We start from the raw sequence: 19,356 nt of genomic DNA, 5'->3' as shown, positions 1-19,356 counted from the left end.
TCATGGCGCGATGGGGCATCACCGGGCCAGGGAGGCTGGGGCGGCGACGCGCGCGGTCAGCGCGTTTCTAGCGCGCGCCGCCGCGGGCCCGGCAGGGTTGCTGATCGAGGGCGAGGCCGGTATCGGCAAGACCACGTTGTGGGCCGAAGTCCTACAGCGGGGGGCGCAGGCCGGGTTTCGGGTACTCACCGCGCGGGCCAGCCCGTCGGAGACACGCCTGACATTCTCCGTGCTGGCAGACTTGCTCGACGACGTCGAACCCGCCGTCCTGGAACGGTTGCCGAGTGTGCAGCATCTGGCGCTGGATCGAGTGCTGCTGCGCGGCGCCGAAGGGCCGGCCACCGACGAGCGGGTGGCTGCTGCGGCTTTTCGGTCGGTGGTGGAGTCGATGGCTCGGCAGTCGCCGGTGCTGGTGGCCATCGACGGCCTGCCGTTCCTGGATGCGGCCAGTCAGGCCGTCGTGGGCTATGCCGCGCGCCGGTTCAACGGCCCGGTCGGGGTGCTGGTCACCGCACCCACCAATGTTGCTGAAGTCCCGGACGTTTCATGGCTGCAACTCGCCCATCCCGACGCAGTGGACCGACTGAAGCTCGGTCCACTGAGTCTCGGTGCTCTGCACGCCGTGCTCGCTACCCGGCTGGGTCGGACCTTGTCGCGACCGGTGATCACCCGGATCCACCAGATCTCGGGCGGCAACCCGTTCTACGCGCTGGAATTGGCCCGCACCGTCGACGCGGATCGCGCGGACGGCCACCTCGGATTCCCGCCGTCATTGCGGGAACTGGTGGAACAGCATCTGAAGACTGTGGGTTCCGAGGCGATCCGGTTGCTCCTGGCGACCGCGTGCGCGGCGGATCCCACCGTCGAGGAACTGGCTCAAGCCACCTCCACTTCGGTCGAACAAGTGGTTGCACTGCTGGAAAGCGTTGAACAGCAGGGCATTATCGTCCTGGATGGAAACCGGGTGCAGTTCACTCACCCGTTGTTGTCCTACGGCGTGTACGTCCATTCCGGTGCTTCGCAACGTCGCGCCATGCACCGCACCCTGGCGTCGCTGACCGGCATTCCGGAGCTGCGTGCCCGACATCTGGCTCTGGCGGCGGTCAGTGCCGACGAGGCGACCTTGCAGGCGCTGGACTCAGCTGCCGCCGCAGCAGCCGCGCGCGGCGCGCCCAGCGCTGCCGCCGAACTGATCGAACTGGCCATCGGACTCGGCGGCGACAACCCGTTACGGCGTCTCGGTGTCGCCGAACAGCATTTCCGCGCAGGCGCTTTCGATCGCGCTGACCAGCACCTGCAACAGGTCATCGACACGACACCGCCGGGCACGCTGCGAGCGCTGGCGCTGATGCTGCGTGGCGCCGTGTATGGATATGGTGACCGTTTCACGCTGGCCGTACCGATGCTCGAGCAGGGCCTCGCCGAGGTGGGGGACGACAGCCCGGGCCTGCGTGTGCAGGGTCTGTTGCTGCTGGCGCTCGCGGTCGGCCTCACCGGCGACATGAGCTCGTCGGTCGACTACGCCCGGCGCGCGGTCGCCGACGCCGAAAAGGCAGGCGACGCGACGGCACGCAGTCACGCACTCGCGCTGTGGGCGCACGTGAGTTTCATGTACGGACTGGGCACCGACGAGGACGCGCTGCGTACCGCGCTCGAACTGGAGAACCATGATGTCCCCGCTCCGATCACCCTGCAACCCAGCGCAGTGGCCGCGGTCAATCAGACCTGGACCGGCAACCTGCACGACGCGCGCGCCAAGATGGCCGCGATAACGCAACGCTGCATAGATCGCGGCAACGAGGTCGACGTCGTCTGGGCCGCCCAATTCAGCACGACGGTCGAACTCTGGCTGGGCAATTTCGACGATGCGGCGCAAGCCGCCGACGAGATGGTGCAGCATGCCAAGCAGATCGGCGGCGCGCTGTCGCTCATCGACGCGCTGACGTGCCAGGCCGCCGTCGCCGCTCACCGCGGCAGCGAGGACGAAGCTCGGCTCGCGGCCAACGCGGCGATCGACGCCGCCGCCGGGAACGGCTTCGGTTTCAAGATCGCGGCGGCCACCGCGCCCCTGGTCTTCCTGGAGGTGTCGCTGCGCAATTACGAAGCCGCCCATATGTTGCTCAAGCCGATGCTGGATGTATTCGACCCGATCCACGGCACCGAGATCGTGGTGGGTGGATTCCTGCCCGACGCGATCGAGACCCTGGTGGCCCTGGGTCACCTCGATGACGCCGAACCCCTGGTGGCCGCGCTGGAAACCAACGGCGCACGGCTGGACCGGCCCTGGATGTTGACGACGGCGGCGCGGGGCCGGGCGATGCTACTTTCCGCGCAGGGGGACCTGGGCGCCGCCGCGGAGCTCGCCGAGCAGGCGCTGGCACACCATGCGCGGCTGCCGATGCCCTTCGAGCGGGCACGCACCCAGTTGCTGTTGGGCCAGCTGCAGCGCCGTCGCCGGCGGCGGCAGGCGGCGGTCGAAACGCTCACCGAGGCGCTCGACGGGTTCGACGCCGTCGGCGCGCCGTTGTGGGCGGCCCGCGCCCGGGCCGACTTGGCGCGGGTCAACGCCGCCGCCTCCGACGGGGGTGGGCTGACCCCGGCGGAGTTGCGTATCGCCGAGCGCGCTGCCGTCGGGCTGTCCAACCGCGACATCGCCGCCGAGCTGTTCGTCTCGCCGAAGACGGTGGAAATGAACCTGTCCCGGGTGTACCGCAAACTCGGCGTCCGCTCGCGCTCGCAGCTGCACGCCAAGCTCAGCGGCGGCGATAACGCCGCGAGTCGCGGCTGAGCCTCACCGTCGGCGGTCGGCCGTCGTCGGTCTGAATTTCACGTCGACGCCGGAGGTGATCCGGTCGACCGGCCAGCCGGCCAGTTGGCAGCTCTGAACCACCGCATCCGCGCAGTCGGCGCTGAACAGGCCGAACACCGTTTCGTCGGCCGGGGTGGCCACCGTCAACAGCAACCGCACCGGATGACTCGCAGCGGTCGCGTTTGCCGTCGGCAAACCCAGCCAGTCGATCGGCTCGTCGCGGTACCGCTCGACTAGGTCAGGGCGATACCACTCGACCAGGAAGTACGGCTCGGCCGGCGGGCTCACTGACGCAACGATAGTCCGCGGCGGGCGTCGGCGAACCAGGGTTTTCCCTGGTATTGGTGGGAAAACTCCACCTGCGTCGGCTCGGACGGTGTCACCGCGCCGGCCTGCGGGAGGCGACGGGTTAACCTCGCAACCATGAGTCGCCGTCCCCGCCCCGGTTGGCTGGTTGCGCTGTGCGCCGTGGTGCTGTCGGCCAGCACCTGGCTGCCGTGGCTGACGTCGAAGGGCGGTTGGGCCAGTGCGATTGGAGGCGTCCACGGCAGCCTGCCGCACACCCGTGGGTTCGGGGCGGGACAGCTCATCGTGTTGTTGTCCTCGGCGATGCTGGTGGCCGGCGCGATGGTGGGACGCGGACTCTCGCAGCGTGCGGCTTCGATTGCCGCACTGATCATTTCGCTGCTTGTCGTGGGCATGCTGGTGCTGTACTACCAGCGCAACGTCGGTGCCCAGGTGAGCGCCGAGTACGGGCTCTACCTTGGTGCGGTGGCCGCGGGAGGCGCGGTGCTGTGCGCGTTGTGGGCGGTGGCCGAATCGTTGTTCGGCGGGGGCGCCCGGCGCTGACGGCGCCGGGGTCTACTGGAAGTCGTGCCGGCCCGCGGCCGAGCTGTCGGCCGGCTCGTTGACCCCGTAGATGAACGGTGCGAACACGACCTCCCGGCCGTCGGGATCACGGTAGGTGAGCGCGCCCGTCGCCGCCCAATACGGGTGCTGTTCGACCGGTCGCTGCCCCGCCGCCTGCAGGCGCGCGACGGCGGCGTCGCGGGCCGGCCGGTCCGGGAAGTACAGGCAGAGCTGGTCGTGAGGGTCCACCGGCACATCCTCGGTTGCCTCGACGATCTCCATCGTCAGGTTCCAGTTCGGCAGCCCGAAGATCGCGCCGGTGCTGCCGTAGCTCTCGCTGAACGTCTCGTGCAGCGGCAGCCCCACCAGCTCGCGGTAGAACCGCACCGTCTCGGCGTAGTTCGCCGAGCGCCGGGCGAATCGGATGCCACCGATCGACGCCAACCGGGCGGGCCAATGGGTTTCCCGCTTGGCGGTCACAACGCCACCGCATCCGCCGCCGACTCCGCGTGCGCCCACCGGCGCAGCTCTGTGCCGGCTACCCAGGTTGAATGCGTGCCGCTGGAAACACGTTCGGGCAGTGCGAGTTTGCATACCGGGCCGTCGCCCACTCGGGCGGCGTCGAACACCAGGCAGTAGGAGGCGTCGGCGTTCATGTCCGTGACGAGCGTGACCAGGTAGCCGTCGTCCTCACCTGCGCCTCCTCGGCGTGGCGCCATCGCCGTCTCGCTGCCGTACACCCCGTCCCCGAATGCGAAGCGGTCCTCGTTGCCGGTGGCCAGATCGTGCTTGACCAGCCCGTCGAACAGGAACCAGCCCGGCTTGCCGGACGCGGCATACACGTAGCGGTAGTTGCTGGTCGCGTAGTCGGCGTTGATCATGCCGAACTCGGTGATCGAGTCCGACAGTTGCTCCTCGCGCACCGCCCCGGTCACCAGGTTGAACCGCCAGCGGTGCAGCCTGGCCTGCATTCGGTCCAGGGCCAGGAATCGGAAAAGCTTCTCCCATTTGCCAGTTGGGCCGGCGCCGCTTTCCAGCGGCTGCGGCGACCCTTCGAAGAAGCCGTCCAGCACGATTTCGTCGCCGTCCTCGAAGGCGTTGGTGAAGTGCAGCACGAACGTCGGATCCGCCTCGAACCAGCGGATCTCGGCGGTGTTACCGCGGCGCGGAATCACCGCGAATCGCGAGGGCATGTCCGGGTGGTAGCGCGGCAGGTGCACCCGGTGTTCGAGCAGCGCGGGATCCCAGAACAGCGGGAAGTCGTTGAGAATCGCGTAGTTCTCGGTGAACGCCATGTCGTGCGGCAGACGCGGTCCGGGCAGCGGGATGTCGACGTAGTGGGCCAGATCGTTGTTCGCATCCACCACCCCGTAATGCATGTACGGGTCCTGCTTGCTGTAGTTGAAGAACAGCAGCTCGCCGGTCTTGTTGTCCACCTTGGGATGTGCGGACACGCCCCAGTCGACCGGGAATCCACCGTTGAAGCTCTCCTTGCCCAGCGTGTTGCCCGAATACGGGTCCAATCGGTACAGGTCGCCGCACTGGTAGAAGCTGGTCAGCGCGATGCCGCGGTGTACGACGACGTCGGTGCTGGATGCGTCTTTCATCAGTTCGCGTGCACCCCAGCCTTTTTCGCGTTTGGCAAACTGCACCGGCTCGGCAAGGCCGGGCCACAACGGGCCACCGGCCTCGTTTTCGGCCAGAAAGCCCTCAGTCTGCACAAAACGGTTGCGGTAGAACGCCTTTCCATCCCGGAATCCGACCACGTGCACCATGCCGTCACCGTCGAACGGGTGATACGTCTTGAACGCCGGGTGCAGCGGGTTCTCGGTGTTGCGCAGGTAGACGCCGTCCAGGTCGGCCGGGATTTCGCCGTCCAGCACGGTCAGGTCGTCGGCATCCCACTCGGTGGTCTGCGGCCGCCAGGGGCCGGTACGGTAGGGATGGTCGTCGTCCTCGGGCAGCGTGGACAGGTATTTGCCGACAATCTGCACGTCCATCATCAATCGCCTTTGCTGACAACGAAACTGACCGTGGTGGCCGTACTCCCCCCGAACCGAAGTTGAGGGTGCCGAACCGCCGGGCGCCTTCGACCTGGTAGTCACCCGCCGCGCCGCTGACCTGCTTGGCCGCGTCCAGCAGCATGCGCACCCCGGACGCCCCGACGGGGTGCCCGCCGCCGATCAAGCCTCCGCTGGGGTTGATCGGCAGCCGGCCACCGATCTCGATTTCGCCGTTCTCGATTGCCTTCCACGATTCGCCGGGCCCGGTGAGCCCGATGTGGTCGATGGCGAGGTATTCGCTGGGGGGTGAAGCAGTCGTGCACCTCGAAGCCGTCGACGTCGTCCAGGGTTGCCTGCGCGCGGCGCAGCGCATCGAGGACCGCGGCCCGCACGTGCGGCAGGACATACGGATCGTCGTTGGCACGGTCCAACTTCTGGCGTAATCCCAGCCCGACGGTGCGGTGCCCCCACCCGTCGATCCGGCCGATGGGTCGTGCCGACGGGTGCGCGCGGAGATAACCGTCGTTAACCAACACCACTGCTGCGCCGCCGTCGGTCATCTGGCTGCAGTCGAATCGGCGCAACCGGCCCTCGGTGACCGGGTTGACGGCGTCGTCGTCGGTGATCGGGTCCGGCACCGACCAGCTGCGGGTCTGGGCGTTGGGGTTACGGCGCGCGTTGGCGAAATTAAGGCCGGCGATAGCCCGCAGATGCGTGTCGTCCAGGCCGTAGCGCCGGTCGTACTCGTCGGCGACCTGGGCGAACATCGAAGGCCACAGGTAGCGCGCCTGGGCTCCTTCGTGGCCCGTCCAGGCTGCCGCGCCCAGATACCGGGCCGCGGTGTCGCCGGGAACGGTCTTCTCCAATTCGAGGCCGACGACCAGCGCACAGTCGTAGGATCCCGAGCGTAGGTCGGCCATCGCCGAAAGCGCGGCGACGCTGCCCGAGGCGCAGGCGGCCTCGTGGCGCGACGCCGGCGTGTCCCACAGGTCGCCGCACACCGTGGCGGGCATGGCACCGAGGTGCCCCTGGGCGGCGAACATCTCGCCGAAGGCGTTCCCGACGTGCACCACTTCGATCTCGGCGCCGTCCACCTGGGCCGCGGCCAGCGTGGCGTCCACCACCTCGGCGGTCAGCGCGGCGAAGTCCCGCTGCTCACGGGTCAGATTGCGGGCGAAGTCGCTCTGGTACCCGCCCAGAATCCACACGCTGTCCATACGCGGCACGGTACTCCGAGGTCGGCATGGTTATCCGTGCGATCCCCGGTGATCCCCGCCCATCCCGGTGACGGGCTCGCGGCTGCTGCGACCCCCCGGAAATTAAAGCGGTCCCGTCGGCTCTCGGGCTGAACCGACGGGACCTCGGTGGGCATATAGGCCGGCCGATACGCCCACCTCCGTTTGATCATTGCCATCTCTGGCCGATGACAAACATGTTGGCAGAGATCCGGCACCACCTGAACGGCGCCGCCCGCCCGCACGGATCGGCCTCCGAGGTCAGGACGCCGACCGGCCCGCCCGCTGGTGACCTGCGACGCCAGCCAGTGCCAGGTGCTCCGAGTCGGTGGCGGGGATCACCCGGTTGGGGTCCCCGACGCCCAGCAGTCGGGCCACGGCCGGGCTGGTCAGCACGATCCAGTCGGTTCTGGCGATACGGCATTCGTGGGAAAGCGCGTACAACGCGAAAATGCCTCTGGCGCACATGAAGTCGACTTCGCTGAGGTCGAGGATCAGCCCGGGGGCGACGTCGACGAATCGATGGGCGTAGTGGTAGACGCGGTCGATGTTGGTGGCGTCGATCTCGCCGGTGACTTGGACCACAGTCACCCCGTGCCGGCAGTACGCTCGCATCTGGGTGCCATTGCAGTAGACGGTGCAGGGGCCGGAGTGGGTGGTGAATCCGCGTGCTGCGGAGTCTGGGTAATGCGAAGTGATCATCCTCGGAACTCGATTCGATCGTTGCTGCAAAATGATTCGATACGCCGCAGTCAGATCTGACGAGTGCTGTGCCCATCACTTCGCGAGGGGAGCGCGACGTCATTGGATGTGTTGCTGCGCGTGTCCACAGGCTGTGCCTTCAACTTGTTAGTAACGAAGCCTAGCCCAGTTTCTGCTGTTTGGACAGCGGCCACCTGGTGCGCGGCTGGACAACTGCGCCGGCCCCCGATGAAAGATGTTCTCCTAGAACATGATTAGGTGCCGACGCCTGATGGGTGTTCAGCCTCCAAGCCTAGCGCGACGGTCAGTTCCAGCACTGTCCGCGGATCGCTGAGCCGGTCGCCGTAGAGCTCGCGTAGTTGAGTCATTCGGTAGCGCACGGTCTGCGCGTGGATGAACAGGTCGGCGGCCACCGCATCGCGCCGGCCTTGGTTCAGCACCCACGAGCGCAGCGTCTCGGTGAGTCGTTCGGCAGTGTTCGGCGGCAGGTTGGCCAGCGGTGCCAGTGCGCGGGCCCGCAGGTCAGCGGCGGCTTCGCGATCGGCCCCGAGTACCAGTTCGACCAGGTGGTCGTCGGTATCGACCACGTCGGTGCTTTCGGTGTGCACCAGATCCCGCGCCCGCAGTGCGCGTCGGTAGGACGAGCTGACCGCCAACCAAGGGCGGGCCGGACCCACCAATGCATTTCGGTTGGATAGCGTCGAAATCAATTGACGCCGTTGGCTTCCCGCCATGTCCGGCACCAGCAATGCCGAAAGTCCGGCGGCCGGGTCGACGCCGGGCAGGTCTTCGGACAGCTGCAGCGTCGATTGGCCGAAATATGCTGCCAGACTTCGCGTTTGGGTGACCGGCAGCAGCACCACGGTGAGGGTTTCGGGCGGCTGCCAGCCCGCTTTGTCGGCGTCGGCGTGCAGGGTGGCCGCGGGCTCGCCGGCCAGCAGGTCCTGGGCCAGCCGATCGAGGTAGCGCTGCCGGACCCGTCCCGAGGTGGCCAGCTCGTCGGCGTGGCCGGACACGCTGGCCGCGGACAATTGGTCGATGTAGGCGAACACCAGTTCGGCGAAGCGGGCGATGGTCGCCGCCGGCAGCCCCTGCTGCCACCGCCGTCGTGGACAACTCACGCCAAGCCACCCGCGCGCCCACCCGAAACGCCGACAGCAACGCGTCGATGGAACGGCCCTGGCGGGCCTCGCCGCGGCCGAGTTCGTAGGCGCCATCGAGGGCGGGCGACAGCGGCGGGCCGGGGTCGGAATCCGCGGCGCGGGTGGCCAGCCGCAGGAACACCCCCAGCGACGTCTGTACCGCGTTCTCGATGTTCTGGCCCATGTGCCCGCTGAACGCGTCGGCGTAACTGGGCACCTCGATGGTGATAGCCGTCACGGTGCGCTCGGCCATCGCCGGCAGGCTCGCCTCCAGCGCTCTGACCACGGGTTCGTCCAGCTGGAGGCCAGCGAGGCGTGGTGCCGAATCCGACAAATCTATTCTTTCTGAACAAAATAACCGATGAATTTCACGTTTTACGTCCAAGAGTTTACATCCGTGAACAACCAATATGGTGGACATGACCACCACCGCAGGCCGAGCGGCAGCCGGGCCCACCTTCGCCGGCGCACTGCGTCAGCGCGTGCTGAAGTTTGCCGAGCGGGTAGCCATGCCACTGGCCACGCCGCTGGTTCCCGCCGACTACCTCGACGTGATCGATCCGCTGCGCTCCGGAGTGAGCCTGCGCGGGCGGATCGTGGCGATCCACCCGGAGACCCGCGACGCCGCCACCCTGCTGATCAGGCCGGGCCGCGGCTGGCGCCCCCACATCCCCGGCCAATACGTCCGGGTCGGCGTCGACGTCGACGGCGTCCGACACTGGCGGGCGTACTCGCTGACCTCCAAGACCCACCGGCGTGACGGTTGCCTCGCGATCACCGTCAAGGCGATCCCCGACGGCGTGGTCAGCAACCACCTGGTCCGACGCGCCACCGTCGGCGCCGTCGTCCAACTCGACCAGGCGACCGGCGACTTCACCCTCGGCGACCAGCCACCCGCCAAGATCCTGTTCCTCACCGCCGGCAGCGGCATCACCCCGGTGATGGGGATGCTGCGCAACCTGGGCGGCGTCGGTGACCCCGACATCGTCGTCGTGCATTCCGCACCCACTGCCGACGACGCGATCTTCGGCTGGGACCTGCGCATGCTGGCCCGTCAGGGCCGAATCCGGTTGGTGGAGAAGCACACCGACGTCGACGGCATGCTCGACGTGGCACGCCTGGACGAGATCGTCCCCGACTTCGCCGAGCGTCAGACCTGGGCGTGCGGTCCGGCCGGACTGCTCAATGCCCTCGAACAACGATGGACCGCCGACGCAATCGCCGACCGGCTGCACATCGAACGATTCCGTCCGGCCGTCATCGCCACCGGCGAAGGCGGCGCGGTGACCTTTGCGAAAACCGGCAGCGTGGTAGCCGCCGAGGGAGCTCAGACCTTGCTCGACGCCGGCGAGTCCGCCGGGGTGTTGATGCCGTCGGGATGCCGGATGGGAATCTGCTTCGGCTGCGTCGCGCCCCTGAAGCAGGGCGCGGTGCGTGACCTGCGCAACGGCGAGATCACCACCGCCGGGGACAACGTGCAAGTCCAAACCTGCGTGTCAGCCGCCGCAGGCGCCTGCGAGATCGACCTGTAAGGAGCCAACATGACTGCCGCCCAAGCGGATCCAACCGCCCACCTGTCCGACGAAGACATCGAAAACTTGGGTCGCGAGCTGGACGCGATCCGGGAAAACGTGCTCGCCGGCCGCGGCGAGCGGGACGCCGCCTACATCCGCCGGGTCATCGACGGACAGCGCAGGCTCGAGCTCGCCAGCCGTGCGGTGCTGCTGTTCTCGTTGTTTCCGCCGGCATGGCTGGTGGGGACTGCGGGCTTGTCGGTCTCCAAGATCGTGGAGAACATGGAGATCGGGCACAACGTGATGCACGGCCAGTGGGACTGGATGCGCGATCCCAAGATCCACTCCACCAGTTGGGAGTGGGACAACGCCTCCCCGGCACAGATGTGGAAGCACTCGCACAACGAGGTGCACCACGCCTACACCAATGTGCTCGGCAAAGACCATGACCTGGGATACGGGATCATGCGGGTCGACGAGAACCAGCGCTGGAAGCCGTTCTACCTGGCTCAGCCGCTGTGGAACCTGATCAATGCCTGCCTGTTCCAATATGGCATCGCCGCATACGATCTCGAGATCGGCAAGTACCTGCAGGGGCGTAGCGACAAAGACGAATTCCGCCGTCAGGGCGCCAAGGTTGTGGCCAAGGTGCGCAAGCACCTGATGCGCGACTACGTACTACACCCACTGCTGTCGGGACCCTCGGCGGTCACGACCATAACGGCGAATCTGACCGCCAACCTGGTCCGGAATCTATGGACACACTCGGTCATCATGTGCGGGCATTTCCCGGAAGGCGTACAGACCTACGAGAAGACCTCGATCGTGGGTGAGACCCGCGGCCAGTGGTACCTGCGCCAGATGCTCGGTTCGGCCAACATCAGCGGCAACGCGGTGCTGCACTTCATGACCGGCAACCTGTCGTTCCAGATCGAGCACCACCTCTATCCGGACCTGCCCAGCAACCGCTACCAGGAGATCGCGGCGAAAGTGCAGGAGATATTCGAGCGCTACGGACTCACCTACACCACCGGCAGCCTGCCGCACCAGGTCGCCTCGGCCTGGAAGAAGGTGTTCCGGCTGTCGCTGCCCAACGACTTCCCGCGCAAGGCGGCCGAGACGATCTTTTCAAGGCCGCGGCAAGCCAACGCCGCCTGATCGCGTGTTCAGATAAAACTCCTAACTTCATCGTAAACCATTGCCGCCTAACGATTCCGGGAGCAGCGAGGGAGTTCGACGGCGCGGCGCAGGGTTTGTGTGGACGCGGTCGGCGGGTAGAGGGCAGCTATGCCGCAGCCCAATCCGGCCCGCGCGGACGGGCATCCTCCTCGTGCGCAGATGCTCGCCTACAGTGCGGTCCTGGCGCTGATCGCGGGATTCGTCAATGCGGTCGCGCTGCTGATCCTGGCCTTCCCGGTCGGCAATCTCACCGCTGTCACCACGCAGATCGGGATGAACACCGCCAACCCGTGGTTGTACGAAGGCCACATGCTGGCTGCGATCCTGATCGGATTCCTGGCCGGCGCGACGATGGCCGGGGCGCTACTGGCACCCACCGACGGCATCACCGGACGCCGACATGCGGTAGTGCTGACGCTTGAGGCTGGACTGTTGCTGCTGGCTGCACTGGGCGTCGAGGAACCCTTCGTCAGGACGCAGATCGAGTCGTTCGGCGTGGAACTGGCCGCGGCGCAAGCGTTTTTCGCTGCCACCGCCCTTGGCCTGCAGAACGCGCTGACGTCGAGTTTCCGCGGCATGGCCGTGCGCACCACCCACTTCACCGGCACCGTCACCGATCTCGGGCTGATGCTGGGCCGCAGTCGCGAGCACGGAATCGAGAAGTGGAAGGCCGCAATCCTTTCGGTGACGCTGTTGCTGTTCTTGGTCGGTGCCATCGCGGGGTTGCTGATCGGTGCCCGGATCGGGGGGTATGCGCTGGTGGTTCCGGCTGCCATGTGTGTGGCGGTGGCGGCGGCAAATCTGTTGCACAGCCGCGGATACCGGAAGGAACCGCAAGACCGGGCCGCCGAGGTGGCTGTTGCCTGAACTGGATGCCCGCACCGACGATTCGGGATGCCCGGCCACCCCGTGATAGGGTGGGCAACAAGCGTTACGCGTGACAATCGCCTCCGCGTACACCGTTCTCTCCCCGGCCCCCGAAGCCATTGAACGTAGCTGTCCGTGCACCCGCATCGGCTCTCTTACGGCGATCGATTTTGCCCACCGGCAATCTCGCCAAGCTGCGCCACGATCGGCGCATCCAGACGTGAAAGCACTTTGATATGACCACACCTTCTTTCGCCGAACTCGGTGTCGGCGAAGCGACCGTCCGTGCGCTGTCGGCCCGCGGCATCTCCTCACCGTTCCCAATCCAGGTCGCGACCCTGCCAGACACCCTGGCCGGGCACGACGCGCTTGGTCGCGGCAAGACCGGCAGCGGAAAGACGCTGGCGTTTTGTATCCCGCTGGTCGAGCGGCTGGCCGGCGCCCGTCGTTCGTCCGGCCCGGCCGGTTTGATCCTGGCGCCCACCCGTGAACTGGCCACTCAGATCGCCGCTGTCCTGCAGCCGTTGGCGGCCGTTCACGGCCTGAAGGTCACCACGATCTTCGGCGGCGTGCCGCAGGGCCGCCAGGTGGCGGCGCTGCGGGCCGGCATCGACATCGTCGTCGCGTGCCCGGGCCGCCTGGAAGACCTGATGAAGCAGCGCCTGCTCAGCCTGGACAAAATCCAGGTGACCGTGCTCGACGAAGCCGACCACATGGCCGACCTGGGTTTCCTGCCGTCGGTTACCCGAATCCTGGCGGCGACACCGACGGGTGGCCAACGCATGATGTTCTCGGCGACCCTGGACAACGGCGTCGACAAGCTGGTGCGGCGTTTCCTGAACACCCCGGTGACACACAGTGTCGATTCCGCCGAGTCGCCGGTGGCCGCGATGACCCACCACGTGTTCCACGTCACCGGTGCCGAGGCCAAGAAGGAACTCGTGCACCGACTGGCCTCCGGCACCGGTCGCCGAGTGTTGTTCATGCGCACCAAGCATCAGGCGCGCAAGCTCGCCAAGCAGCTCACCCAGTCCGGTGTTCCGTCAGTTGACTTGCACGGCAACCTTTCTCAACCCGCTCGCGACCGCAACCTGGCGGCGTTCAGCAGCGGCGAGGCCCGCGTCCTGGTCGCCACCGACATCGCGGCGCGCGGCGTGCATGTCGACGACGTGGAACTGGTCGTCCATGTGGACCCGCCGGCTGACCACAAGGCTTACCTGCACCGCTCCGGTCGCACCGCGCGGGCCGGCAATGCCGGTGACGTGGTCACCGTGGTGCTGCCCGAACAACGTCGCGACCAGCAGTCGCTGATGCGTAAGGCCGGCATCGACGTTCGCCCGCAACAAGTTACGGCCGATTCGGAGTCGGTGCACGTGCTGGTCGGTGAGGTCGCCATGCCGGCATATCCGCCCGCAGTCGCGCCCAGTCAGCCGGCCAGGAGCCGGCCGTCGGCGGCGCGAGGGCGCAAACCTGTTCGGGGACATCGTGTTCAGGGTCCGGTCGGTGACTCCGGTGCGCGGCAGGGGACGCGGCGGCGCCGCGCGGTGCGGCCGCAGCAGGCCGGTACGCGGTAAGCATCGTCGCTAGGGTTTTCGGGTCGTGGCGGTTCGCGTCGGCCCGCTTATCGCCAATGCTTATCGTGGGTGGCCGAGATTGACGCGGTAGGACGACATGCCCCGGCTGATGAGCACGGGGTGCCACGTCGGGTCCGGGCCTGCGGGCGCTAGTGCAGGGAAGCGCTCGAAGAGCCTCCGCAGCGCGATCGCGCCCTCGAGCCGGGCAAGCGACGCACCCAGGCAGTGGTGCAGGCCGAACCCGAAGCCGACATGGCGGTTCGGGTAACGCGTGAGATCGAACAGGGTGGGGTTATCGAACTGGTCGGGATCGCGGTTGGCGGCGGCTTGCAGCAACAGGACCTGCTGGCCTTCTCGCAGCTCGCATCCGCCCAAGCTCACGGGTCGCACGACTCGGCGGACTTCCACCTTCGAGGGGCCGTCGAAGCGCAGGATCTCCTCAATGGCAGTGCGGGCGACGCCCGGATCGGTTCGGAAACGGACCAACTCGGCGGGATGCTCCAGCAATGCGCGGGCGCCGTTTCCGATCAGGTTCGTCGTCGTCTCATGTCCGGCAAACAGCAGCAGTGTGCAGGTGGCGACGATTTCGTCCTCGGTCAGGGTGTCGTCACCATCTTGGGCGGTCGCCAGCATGCCCAGCATGTTGTCCGCGCGGCCGGAACGGGCGTCCGCGACGCGCGACCGCAGGTAGGCTCCCAGTTCGAGCAACCCGTCCTGGCCGCGTTCACGCCGGTCGACGGTAGTGGATCCGCCGAAGACCAACGTCATGATGCAGTCGGACCAATCTTTGAACAGGTCGCGATCCGCGACGGGGACGCCGAGCAACTCCGCGATGACGATGGCCGGGATCGGAAAGGCGAAGTCGCGGATCAGGTCGACAGTGCCCCGGTCCTGCAACTCGTCGAGGGTGTCGGCGACGATCTGCTCGATTCTGGGCGTAAGGCGCTCGATTGAGCGTGGGGTGAAGGCCCGGCTGACCAGTGCGCGCAGTCGGGTGTGATTCGGCGGGTCGTTGAACACCATCCAATGGCGGAGAACCTCGAAAGTGGGGGCCCGCTGCTGTCTGGCCTCGGGTGACAGCTGGGTCTCGAACACGGGCATGACCCGGTCGGATGACAGGCTGCCGTCCCGCAGCGCCTGAATTAGGCTCGCGTGGCCGAGCACCATCCAGGCTTCGTGCGCGTTGCTCCATCGAACTGGGCCCTCTGCCAGCAGCTGTGCGAGCGCCGGATACGGATCGGCCACGTTCGCCGGTGAGAGCAGATTGTCGTCCACCCTGGTGATCACGTCGGTCCAACCCCTTCCAGAACCGCAACCACGCATCCGTTGCCGTCCACGCCGGCGGCGCCGCCGCCCATGGTTTCGACGACAGCGAGCCGGGCCCCGTCGACCTGGCGGTTCCTGGCCCGGCCGCGCAGCTGCCAGACCGCCTCCGCAACCTGCGCGAGCCCGGTGGCGCCGAGCGGGTGGCCCCTGGCCAGCAGTCCGCCGGATGGGTTCACTGGGGAGCGGCCGCCGAGCGCGCTGGTGCCGTCGACGGCTAGCTGGGCCCCGTCACCGAGCTTCGCTAGCCCCAGGGCTTCCACCGTGACGATCTCCCCGATGGTGAACGCGTCATGCACTTCGAACAGGTCTGCGTCCTCGGGCCCGATCCCGGCAGTCTGGTAGGCCAGCTCGGCGGTCCGGTTGATGAGGTTCCACCCCCACACACGGGTGCAGCGGTGGTCCCAGAGTCCGCCGGAACACAAGGCACTGCCGCGCAGCAGGACCTCCCGATCGTGCCTGGGGGGTCCGATAACCGCCGCCGCCGCGGCGTCGGAGATCGAGCAGCACTGCAGCAGGGTCAGCGGGTCGGCGATCATGCGCGAGGCCAGGACCTCCTGCGCGGTGACCACGCTGCCGTGTTGTGCCCTGGGGTTGGCGGCGCCGTGGCGGCGGTTCTTGACCGCGACGGCCGCGAGTTGGGCCGGGGTGACGCCGAACTCCGCGACGTAACGGCTCGCGGCCATCGCGTAGATCCCCGGCATCGCCAGGCCGGTTCGGCCTTCGCGGTCGGTTTCCTCGGGAACGATCGCGGTCGCGAACTGGGTCGTCATGGTCTCGAACCCGAGGGCCAGCACCCGTTCGTAGCGCCCGGTCGAGACCGCCTGAGCGGCCTCGTGGAACGCCGTTGTGCCGCTGGCGCAGGCGTTCTCGACGGTGACGATCGGAACGTCGATCACCCCGGTGGTTTGCAGCGCGCGCTGTGTCGACCCGGGCGCCCCGAATACGGTGCCGGCGTAAACCGCGTCCACTTCGGTGACGTCGGCATCGGCGAAGGCCTCGTGCACCGCCTCGCGGACCAGTGCGCCCGCCGACCGGCCCGGTTGCTTGCCGAACGACGTTGTGCCAACGCCCCATATCGCCGGTCTCATAGCGGAGTTTCGAGCTCGACGAGCGGATCGCCGAGGGCGGTCTGCCCGGTCAGTCGCACCCGGTCCCCGGGTGCCAACGGTCTGCAGGTGTCGCGGTCGGCGTAGCCATGGGCCAGGATGCGGGGACCGCCGTCGAGATCCACGTAGGCGAGGCCGTAGGGCGGCGGGCGTTCGGGCAGGGCGATGCGCAGGACGGTTGCGGCGAATACGGTGCCGCCGGGCCCGAAATTGTCCCGGCTCACCCGCGCGCGGCACACCGGGCAGGCGTCCACCTGCTCGATCAGGGGATGCCCGCAAGCGATGCAACGCACGCCAGCGACCATGGCGAAATCGCCGTGGACGCGGATGACCGGGCGCGGGTCGGGTGCCGGGGCGGCACTCTTATGGGTGGGCGAAGCAGGCACGGACGCGCTGTCCTCCCTCGAACGGGCCCTCGGGGTGAGTGCCTGAGGGCACGTTAGCTTTTAAACAAACATAAAGTCAACTAAAGGCTAAGCCAGCAGATCAAAACCAAACCTCGGACCGGGCATTTCTTGGAGACCTCTTGCCCTCAATGAACAAACTATGGTTTGCTCATTCTGGTGCGTGGCGGCGACCGCCCTGGACGAAGGAAGTGATGACTGGTGGTGTCAAAGCGGGTGAATGCCATAGCCACCGCCGCCTATGGGGCATGGCACGGAGGCGGTGTCGACCTGGCCGGGATGCGCGAGGGGTTCGACCGGATGCTGCCAGGGCCGGCACCCGACGCGGTGGTGAAGGATGTGGTCGTCGGCGGGGTCCCGGGCAGGCAGGTCGAAGTAGGCGAGCCCGGGCCGGCAACACTGCTGTATCTGCACGGGGGCGGATTCATGTTGGGTTCCTCGGCGGGCTACGCCGATCTCGGGGCCAGGATCGCGCGAACCGCCCGCGCGCGCGTCCTGCTGCTGGACTACTCGCTGGCCCCAGAACGACCGTTCCCCGCGGCCTACGACGACGTCCTCGCCGCGTATCACGCCCTCCTGAACCACGGCGCCGATCCGGATCACCTTGTGTTAGCCGGTGATTCCGCGGGCGGCGGGTTGGCGCTGGCCGCGCTGGTCGGTCTGCGTGACGCCGGGGATCCGCTGCCAGCCTGCGCGGTGTTGCTGTCCCCGTTCGCCGATCTCACCCTTTCCGGTGACACGATCGAATTGTTCGCCGAAGCCGACCCGGTCAGCTCGCGCGAGTCGGCGGAGCAAATGGTTGCGGGCTACCTGGCCGGAGCTGATCCGCGTGATGTGCGCGCCTCGCCGCTGTTCGGCGACCTGAAGGGGCTGCCGCCGCTTCTCGTTCAGGTCGGCACCAGTGACATTCTGTTGGCCGACGCCGTCCGGGTCGCCGAGCGGGCACGTGGCGCTGGGGTCAGCGTGGATCTGCAGGTCGCCTACGAGATGGTGCACGTATACCAACTTTTTGCCCACGAACTCCCAGAGGCGCAGGAAGCCATTGAGGCTATCGGCCGGTTCGTGCAAAGTTGTGTGGCGAAATGACGCCCGACCACGAGGTTCTTGTCATCGGAGCCGGGATCGGGGGAATCGGCGTCGGTATCGCATTGCGCGAGGCAGGAATCACCGACTTCAAGATCGTCGACCGCGCTGACGGAGTTGGCGGTGTCTGGCACGCAAACCGATATCCGGGGGTCGCCGTCGACATCCCGGCAATGGCCTACCAGTTCAGCTTCGATCCCAACCCGGGCTGGTCGCGGGTGTTCGCCCCCGGGGCGGAAGTCAGGGCGTACCTGCGCGGCATGGTCGATCGATACGGTCTGCAGCCGCACATCGAACTGCGCACGTCGGTGTCGTCACGGACCTGGGACGAGCAGGAGCACGTTTGGCGGGTGGTGCTCAACGGGACCCGGGAGATAACCACCCGGTACGTGGTGAGTGCGATCGGAGTATTCCCCGAGCCCAAGCCCGCCCAGATCGACGGAATCGGCGAGTTCCGCGGCAAAATCATGCACTCGACCACATGGGATGAGAACTACGACATCGCCGGCAAGCGGGTCGCGGTGGTCGGTACAGGTGCGAGTGCGCTGCAGATCGTGCCGGCCATCGCTTCTCAGGTCGCCCACCTGGACGTGTACCAGCGCACTCCGATCTGGGTGCTGAAGAAGTTCGATCCAGACATCCCGCCGTGGATGAAGGACCTGTTCACCCGGGTGCCCCTGGCGACGCGCCTCGGCAACCGCATCGTCACCGCGCTCTCGGAGCTGTTCACCATCAAACTGCCCGTCCACCATGCCAAGGCGCCGTGGTTCGCCCATCGCATCGAGCGCGCGGCGCGTGACCATCTCGAACGATCAGTCTGCGATCCCGTGCTGCGCCGGCAATTGACGCCGGACTACGGCTTCGCCTGTAAACGGCCGAGCTTCAGCAACACCTATCTCGCGGCGTTCGAACGCGACAATGTCGATCTGGTGACGGACACGATCGAACAGATCACGCCCGAGGGCATCCGCACCGTCGACGGCAAGGACCGCCCCGTCGACGCGATTGTCCTGGCCACGGGTTTCCACATGGCGTTCTCACCCGAGGTTTACCGTCGGTCACCCGTGGTGGGGCGAAATGGTTTCAACCTTGCCGACTACTTCGAACGTGAGCGCTACCAGGCCTACGAGTCGATCACGATGCCCGGCCTGCCCAACCATTTCATGATCTACGGCCCGTACGGGGGGACGGGGGGTGCCTACCACGTGATGGTCGAAAACGGCGGTCGCCACATCGTCCGCGTCATTCAGGAAGCACGCCGGCGCGGCGCGACGGCGGTCGAGGTGACGCGGGAAGCGACCGAGCGTTACCACCGGGTCGTCGCAAGCAAGATGACTACGTCACTGTGGTTCACCAACAACTGCGCCGCCGCCAACAGCTACTACTTCGATCAACATGGAGACGTCACCGCCATCCGCCCCACCTCGGGACGGCAGTCGAAGCGGGCAAGCAGGACCTTCCCGCTCAACGACTACCGGTTCGAGACCAAGACATCGGTCACAGCCTTTGTGCCGGCGTTGAACAGTGAGCTGCGCAGCGCGAAGGCCAGCACGTCGTAGATTT

At 67.1% G+C, this 19,356-nt stretch carries 16 protein-coding genes and 1 pseudogene; 8 read left to right on the top strand and 9 right to left on the bottom strand.

Annotated elements, in window-relative coordinates:
- Nucleotides 1-10 precede the first annotated feature (10 nt).
- Nucleotides 11-2,788, top strand: a complete 2,778-nt coding sequence (locus tag L6444_RS25365) for a helix-turn-helix transcriptional regulator (protein WP_236977929.1) — start codon at nt 11-13, stop codon at nt 2,786-2,788.
- Between the two features lie 3 nt (nt 2,789-2,791).
- Here the strand turns inward: L6444_RS25365 and L6444_RS25360 are convergent, their stop codons facing one another.
- A complete protein-coding gene (locus L6444_RS25360; RefSeq protein WP_236977927.1) occupies nt 2,792-3,097 on the bottom strand; it encodes a hypothetical protein in 306 nt (101 codons plus the stop codon).
- Nucleotides 3,098-3,232: 135 nt separating this feature from the next.
- Between L6444_RS25360 and L6444_RS25355 the strand changes: the two genes are divergently transcribed.
- On the top strand, nt 3,233-3,658 hold the full coding sequence (locus tag L6444_RS25355; protein WP_236977925.1) for a hypothetical protein: 426 nt from the start codon (nt 3,233-3,235) through the stop codon (nt 3,656-3,658).
- A 12-nt stretch (nt 3,659-3,670) separates the two neighbouring features.
- On the opposite strand, the gene L6444_RS25350 is transcribed toward L6444_RS25355, so the two are convergent.
- The 5 genes and pseudogenes from L6444_RS25350 to L6444_RS25330 form a co-directional block, all read right to left on the bottom strand.
- Nucleotides 3,671-4,138 (bottom strand): VOC family protein, encoded by a 468-nt coding sequence (locus L6444_RS25350; protein WP_236977923.1) that lies wholly within the window; start codon nt 4,136-4,138, stop codon nt 3,671-3,673.
- Nucleotides 4,135-5,658, bottom strand: coding sequence for a carotenoid oxygenase family protein (locus L6444_RS25345; RefSeq protein ID WP_236977921.1), 1,524 nt, complete (start codon nt 5,656-5,658; stop codon nt 4,135-4,137). Before L6444_RS25345 ends, L6444_RS25350 begins: the two co-directional genes overlap by 4 nt.
- A gap of 2 nt (nt 5,659-5,660) precedes the next feature.
- Nucleotides 5,661-6,878 (bottom strand): annotated as a pseudogene (locus L6444_RS25340) (acetyl-CoA acetyltransferase).
- Between the two features lie 279 nt (nt 6,879-7,157).
- A complete protein-coding gene (locus L6444_RS25335; protein WP_236977919.1) occupies nt 7,158-7,598 on the bottom strand; it encodes an STAS domain-containing protein in 441 nt (146 codons plus the stop codon).
- Between the two features lie 254 nt (nt 7,599-7,852).
- A complete protein-coding gene (locus L6444_RS25330; RefSeq protein WP_236977917.1) occupies nt 7,853-8,719 on the bottom strand; it encodes a PucR family transcriptional regulator in 867 nt (288 codons plus the stop codon).
- Between the two features lie 440 nt (nt 8,720-9,159).
- Between L6444_RS25330 and L6444_RS25325 the strand changes: the two genes are divergently transcribed.
- The 4 genes from L6444_RS25325 (at nt 9,160) to L6444_RS25310 (ending at nt 13,874) form a co-directional block, all read left to right on the top strand.
- A complete protein-coding gene (locus L6444_RS25325; protein WP_236977915.1) occupies nt 9,160-10,272 on the top strand; it encodes a ferredoxin reductase in 1,113 nt (370 codons plus the stop codon).
- 9 nt (nt 10,273-10,281) lie between these two features.
- Entirely contained in the window at nt 10,282-11,412 is a 1,131-nt protein-coding gene (locus L6444_RS25320; RefSeq protein WP_236977913.1) for a fatty acid desaturase family protein, read from the top strand.
- Between the two features lie 129 nt (nt 11,413-11,541).
- Nucleotides 11,542-12,300 carry a YoaK family protein gene (locus L6444_RS25315; protein ID WP_236977911.1) on the top strand — a complete coding sequence of 253 codons (759 nt, stop codon included), beginning with the start codon at nt 11,542-11,544 and terminating at the stop codon, nt 12,298-12,300.
- Nucleotides 12,301-12,536: 236 nt separating this feature from the next.
- The gene (locus L6444_RS25310) at nt 12,537-13,874 is read left to right on the top strand and encodes a DEAD/DEAH box helicase (protein WP_236977909.1); all 1,338 of its coding nucleotides are present in this window, start codon (nt 12,537-12,539) and stop codon (nt 13,872-13,874) included.
- 60 nt (nt 13,875-13,934) lie between these two features.
- Here the strand turns inward: L6444_RS25310 and L6444_RS25305 are convergent, their stop codons facing one another.
- From L6444_RS25305 to L6444_RS25295, 3 genes are read right to left on the bottom strand one after another with little or no spacing between them, the layout of a single operon-like run.
- Nucleotides 13,935-15,149 (bottom strand): cytochrome P450, encoded by a 1,215-nt coding sequence (locus L6444_RS25305; protein WP_236977907.1) that lies wholly within the window; start codon nt 15,147-15,149, stop codon nt 13,935-13,937.
- Between the two features lie 8 nt (nt 15,150-15,157).
- Nucleotides 15,158-16,288, bottom strand: coding sequence for a thiolase family protein (locus L6444_RS25300; protein WP_236977905.1), 1,131 nt, complete (start codon nt 16,286-16,288; stop codon nt 15,158-15,160).
- Nucleotides 16,285-16,692, bottom strand: coding sequence for a Zn-ribbon domain-containing OB-fold protein (locus tag L6444_RS25295; RefSeq protein ID WP_236977904.1), 408 nt, complete (start codon nt 16,690-16,692; stop codon nt 16,285-16,287). Before L6444_RS25295 ends, L6444_RS25300 begins: the two co-directional genes overlap by 4 nt.
- A 234-nt stretch (nt 16,693-16,926) precedes the next feature.
- On the opposite strand from L6444_RS25295, the gene L6444_RS25290 reads away from it, so the two are divergent.
- Both L6444_RS25290 and L6444_RS25285 read left to right on the top strand, forming a co-directional pair.
- Entirely contained in the window at nt 16,927-17,796 is an 870-nt protein-coding gene (locus L6444_RS25290) for an alpha/beta hydrolase (protein ID WP_236977903.1), read from the top strand.
- Complete coding sequence (locus tag L6444_RS25285) at nt 17,793-19,352, top strand: flavin-containing monooxygenase (RefSeq protein WP_236977902.1); 1,560 nt, start codon at nt 17,793-17,795, stop codon at nt 19,350-19,352. Before L6444_RS25290 ends, L6444_RS25285 begins: the two co-directional genes overlap by 4 nt.
- Nucleotides 19,353-19,356: the final 4 nt, after the last annotated feature.

This window comes from Mycobacterium kiyosense (assembly GCA_021654635.1).
Classification (GTDB): Bacteria; Actinomycetota; Actinomycetes; order Mycobacteriales; family Mycobacteriaceae; genus Mycobacterium; species Mycobacterium kiyosense.
Note: the sequence above shows the minus strand (reverse complement) of the source record. Positions and strands in the feature narration are given on the sequence as shown.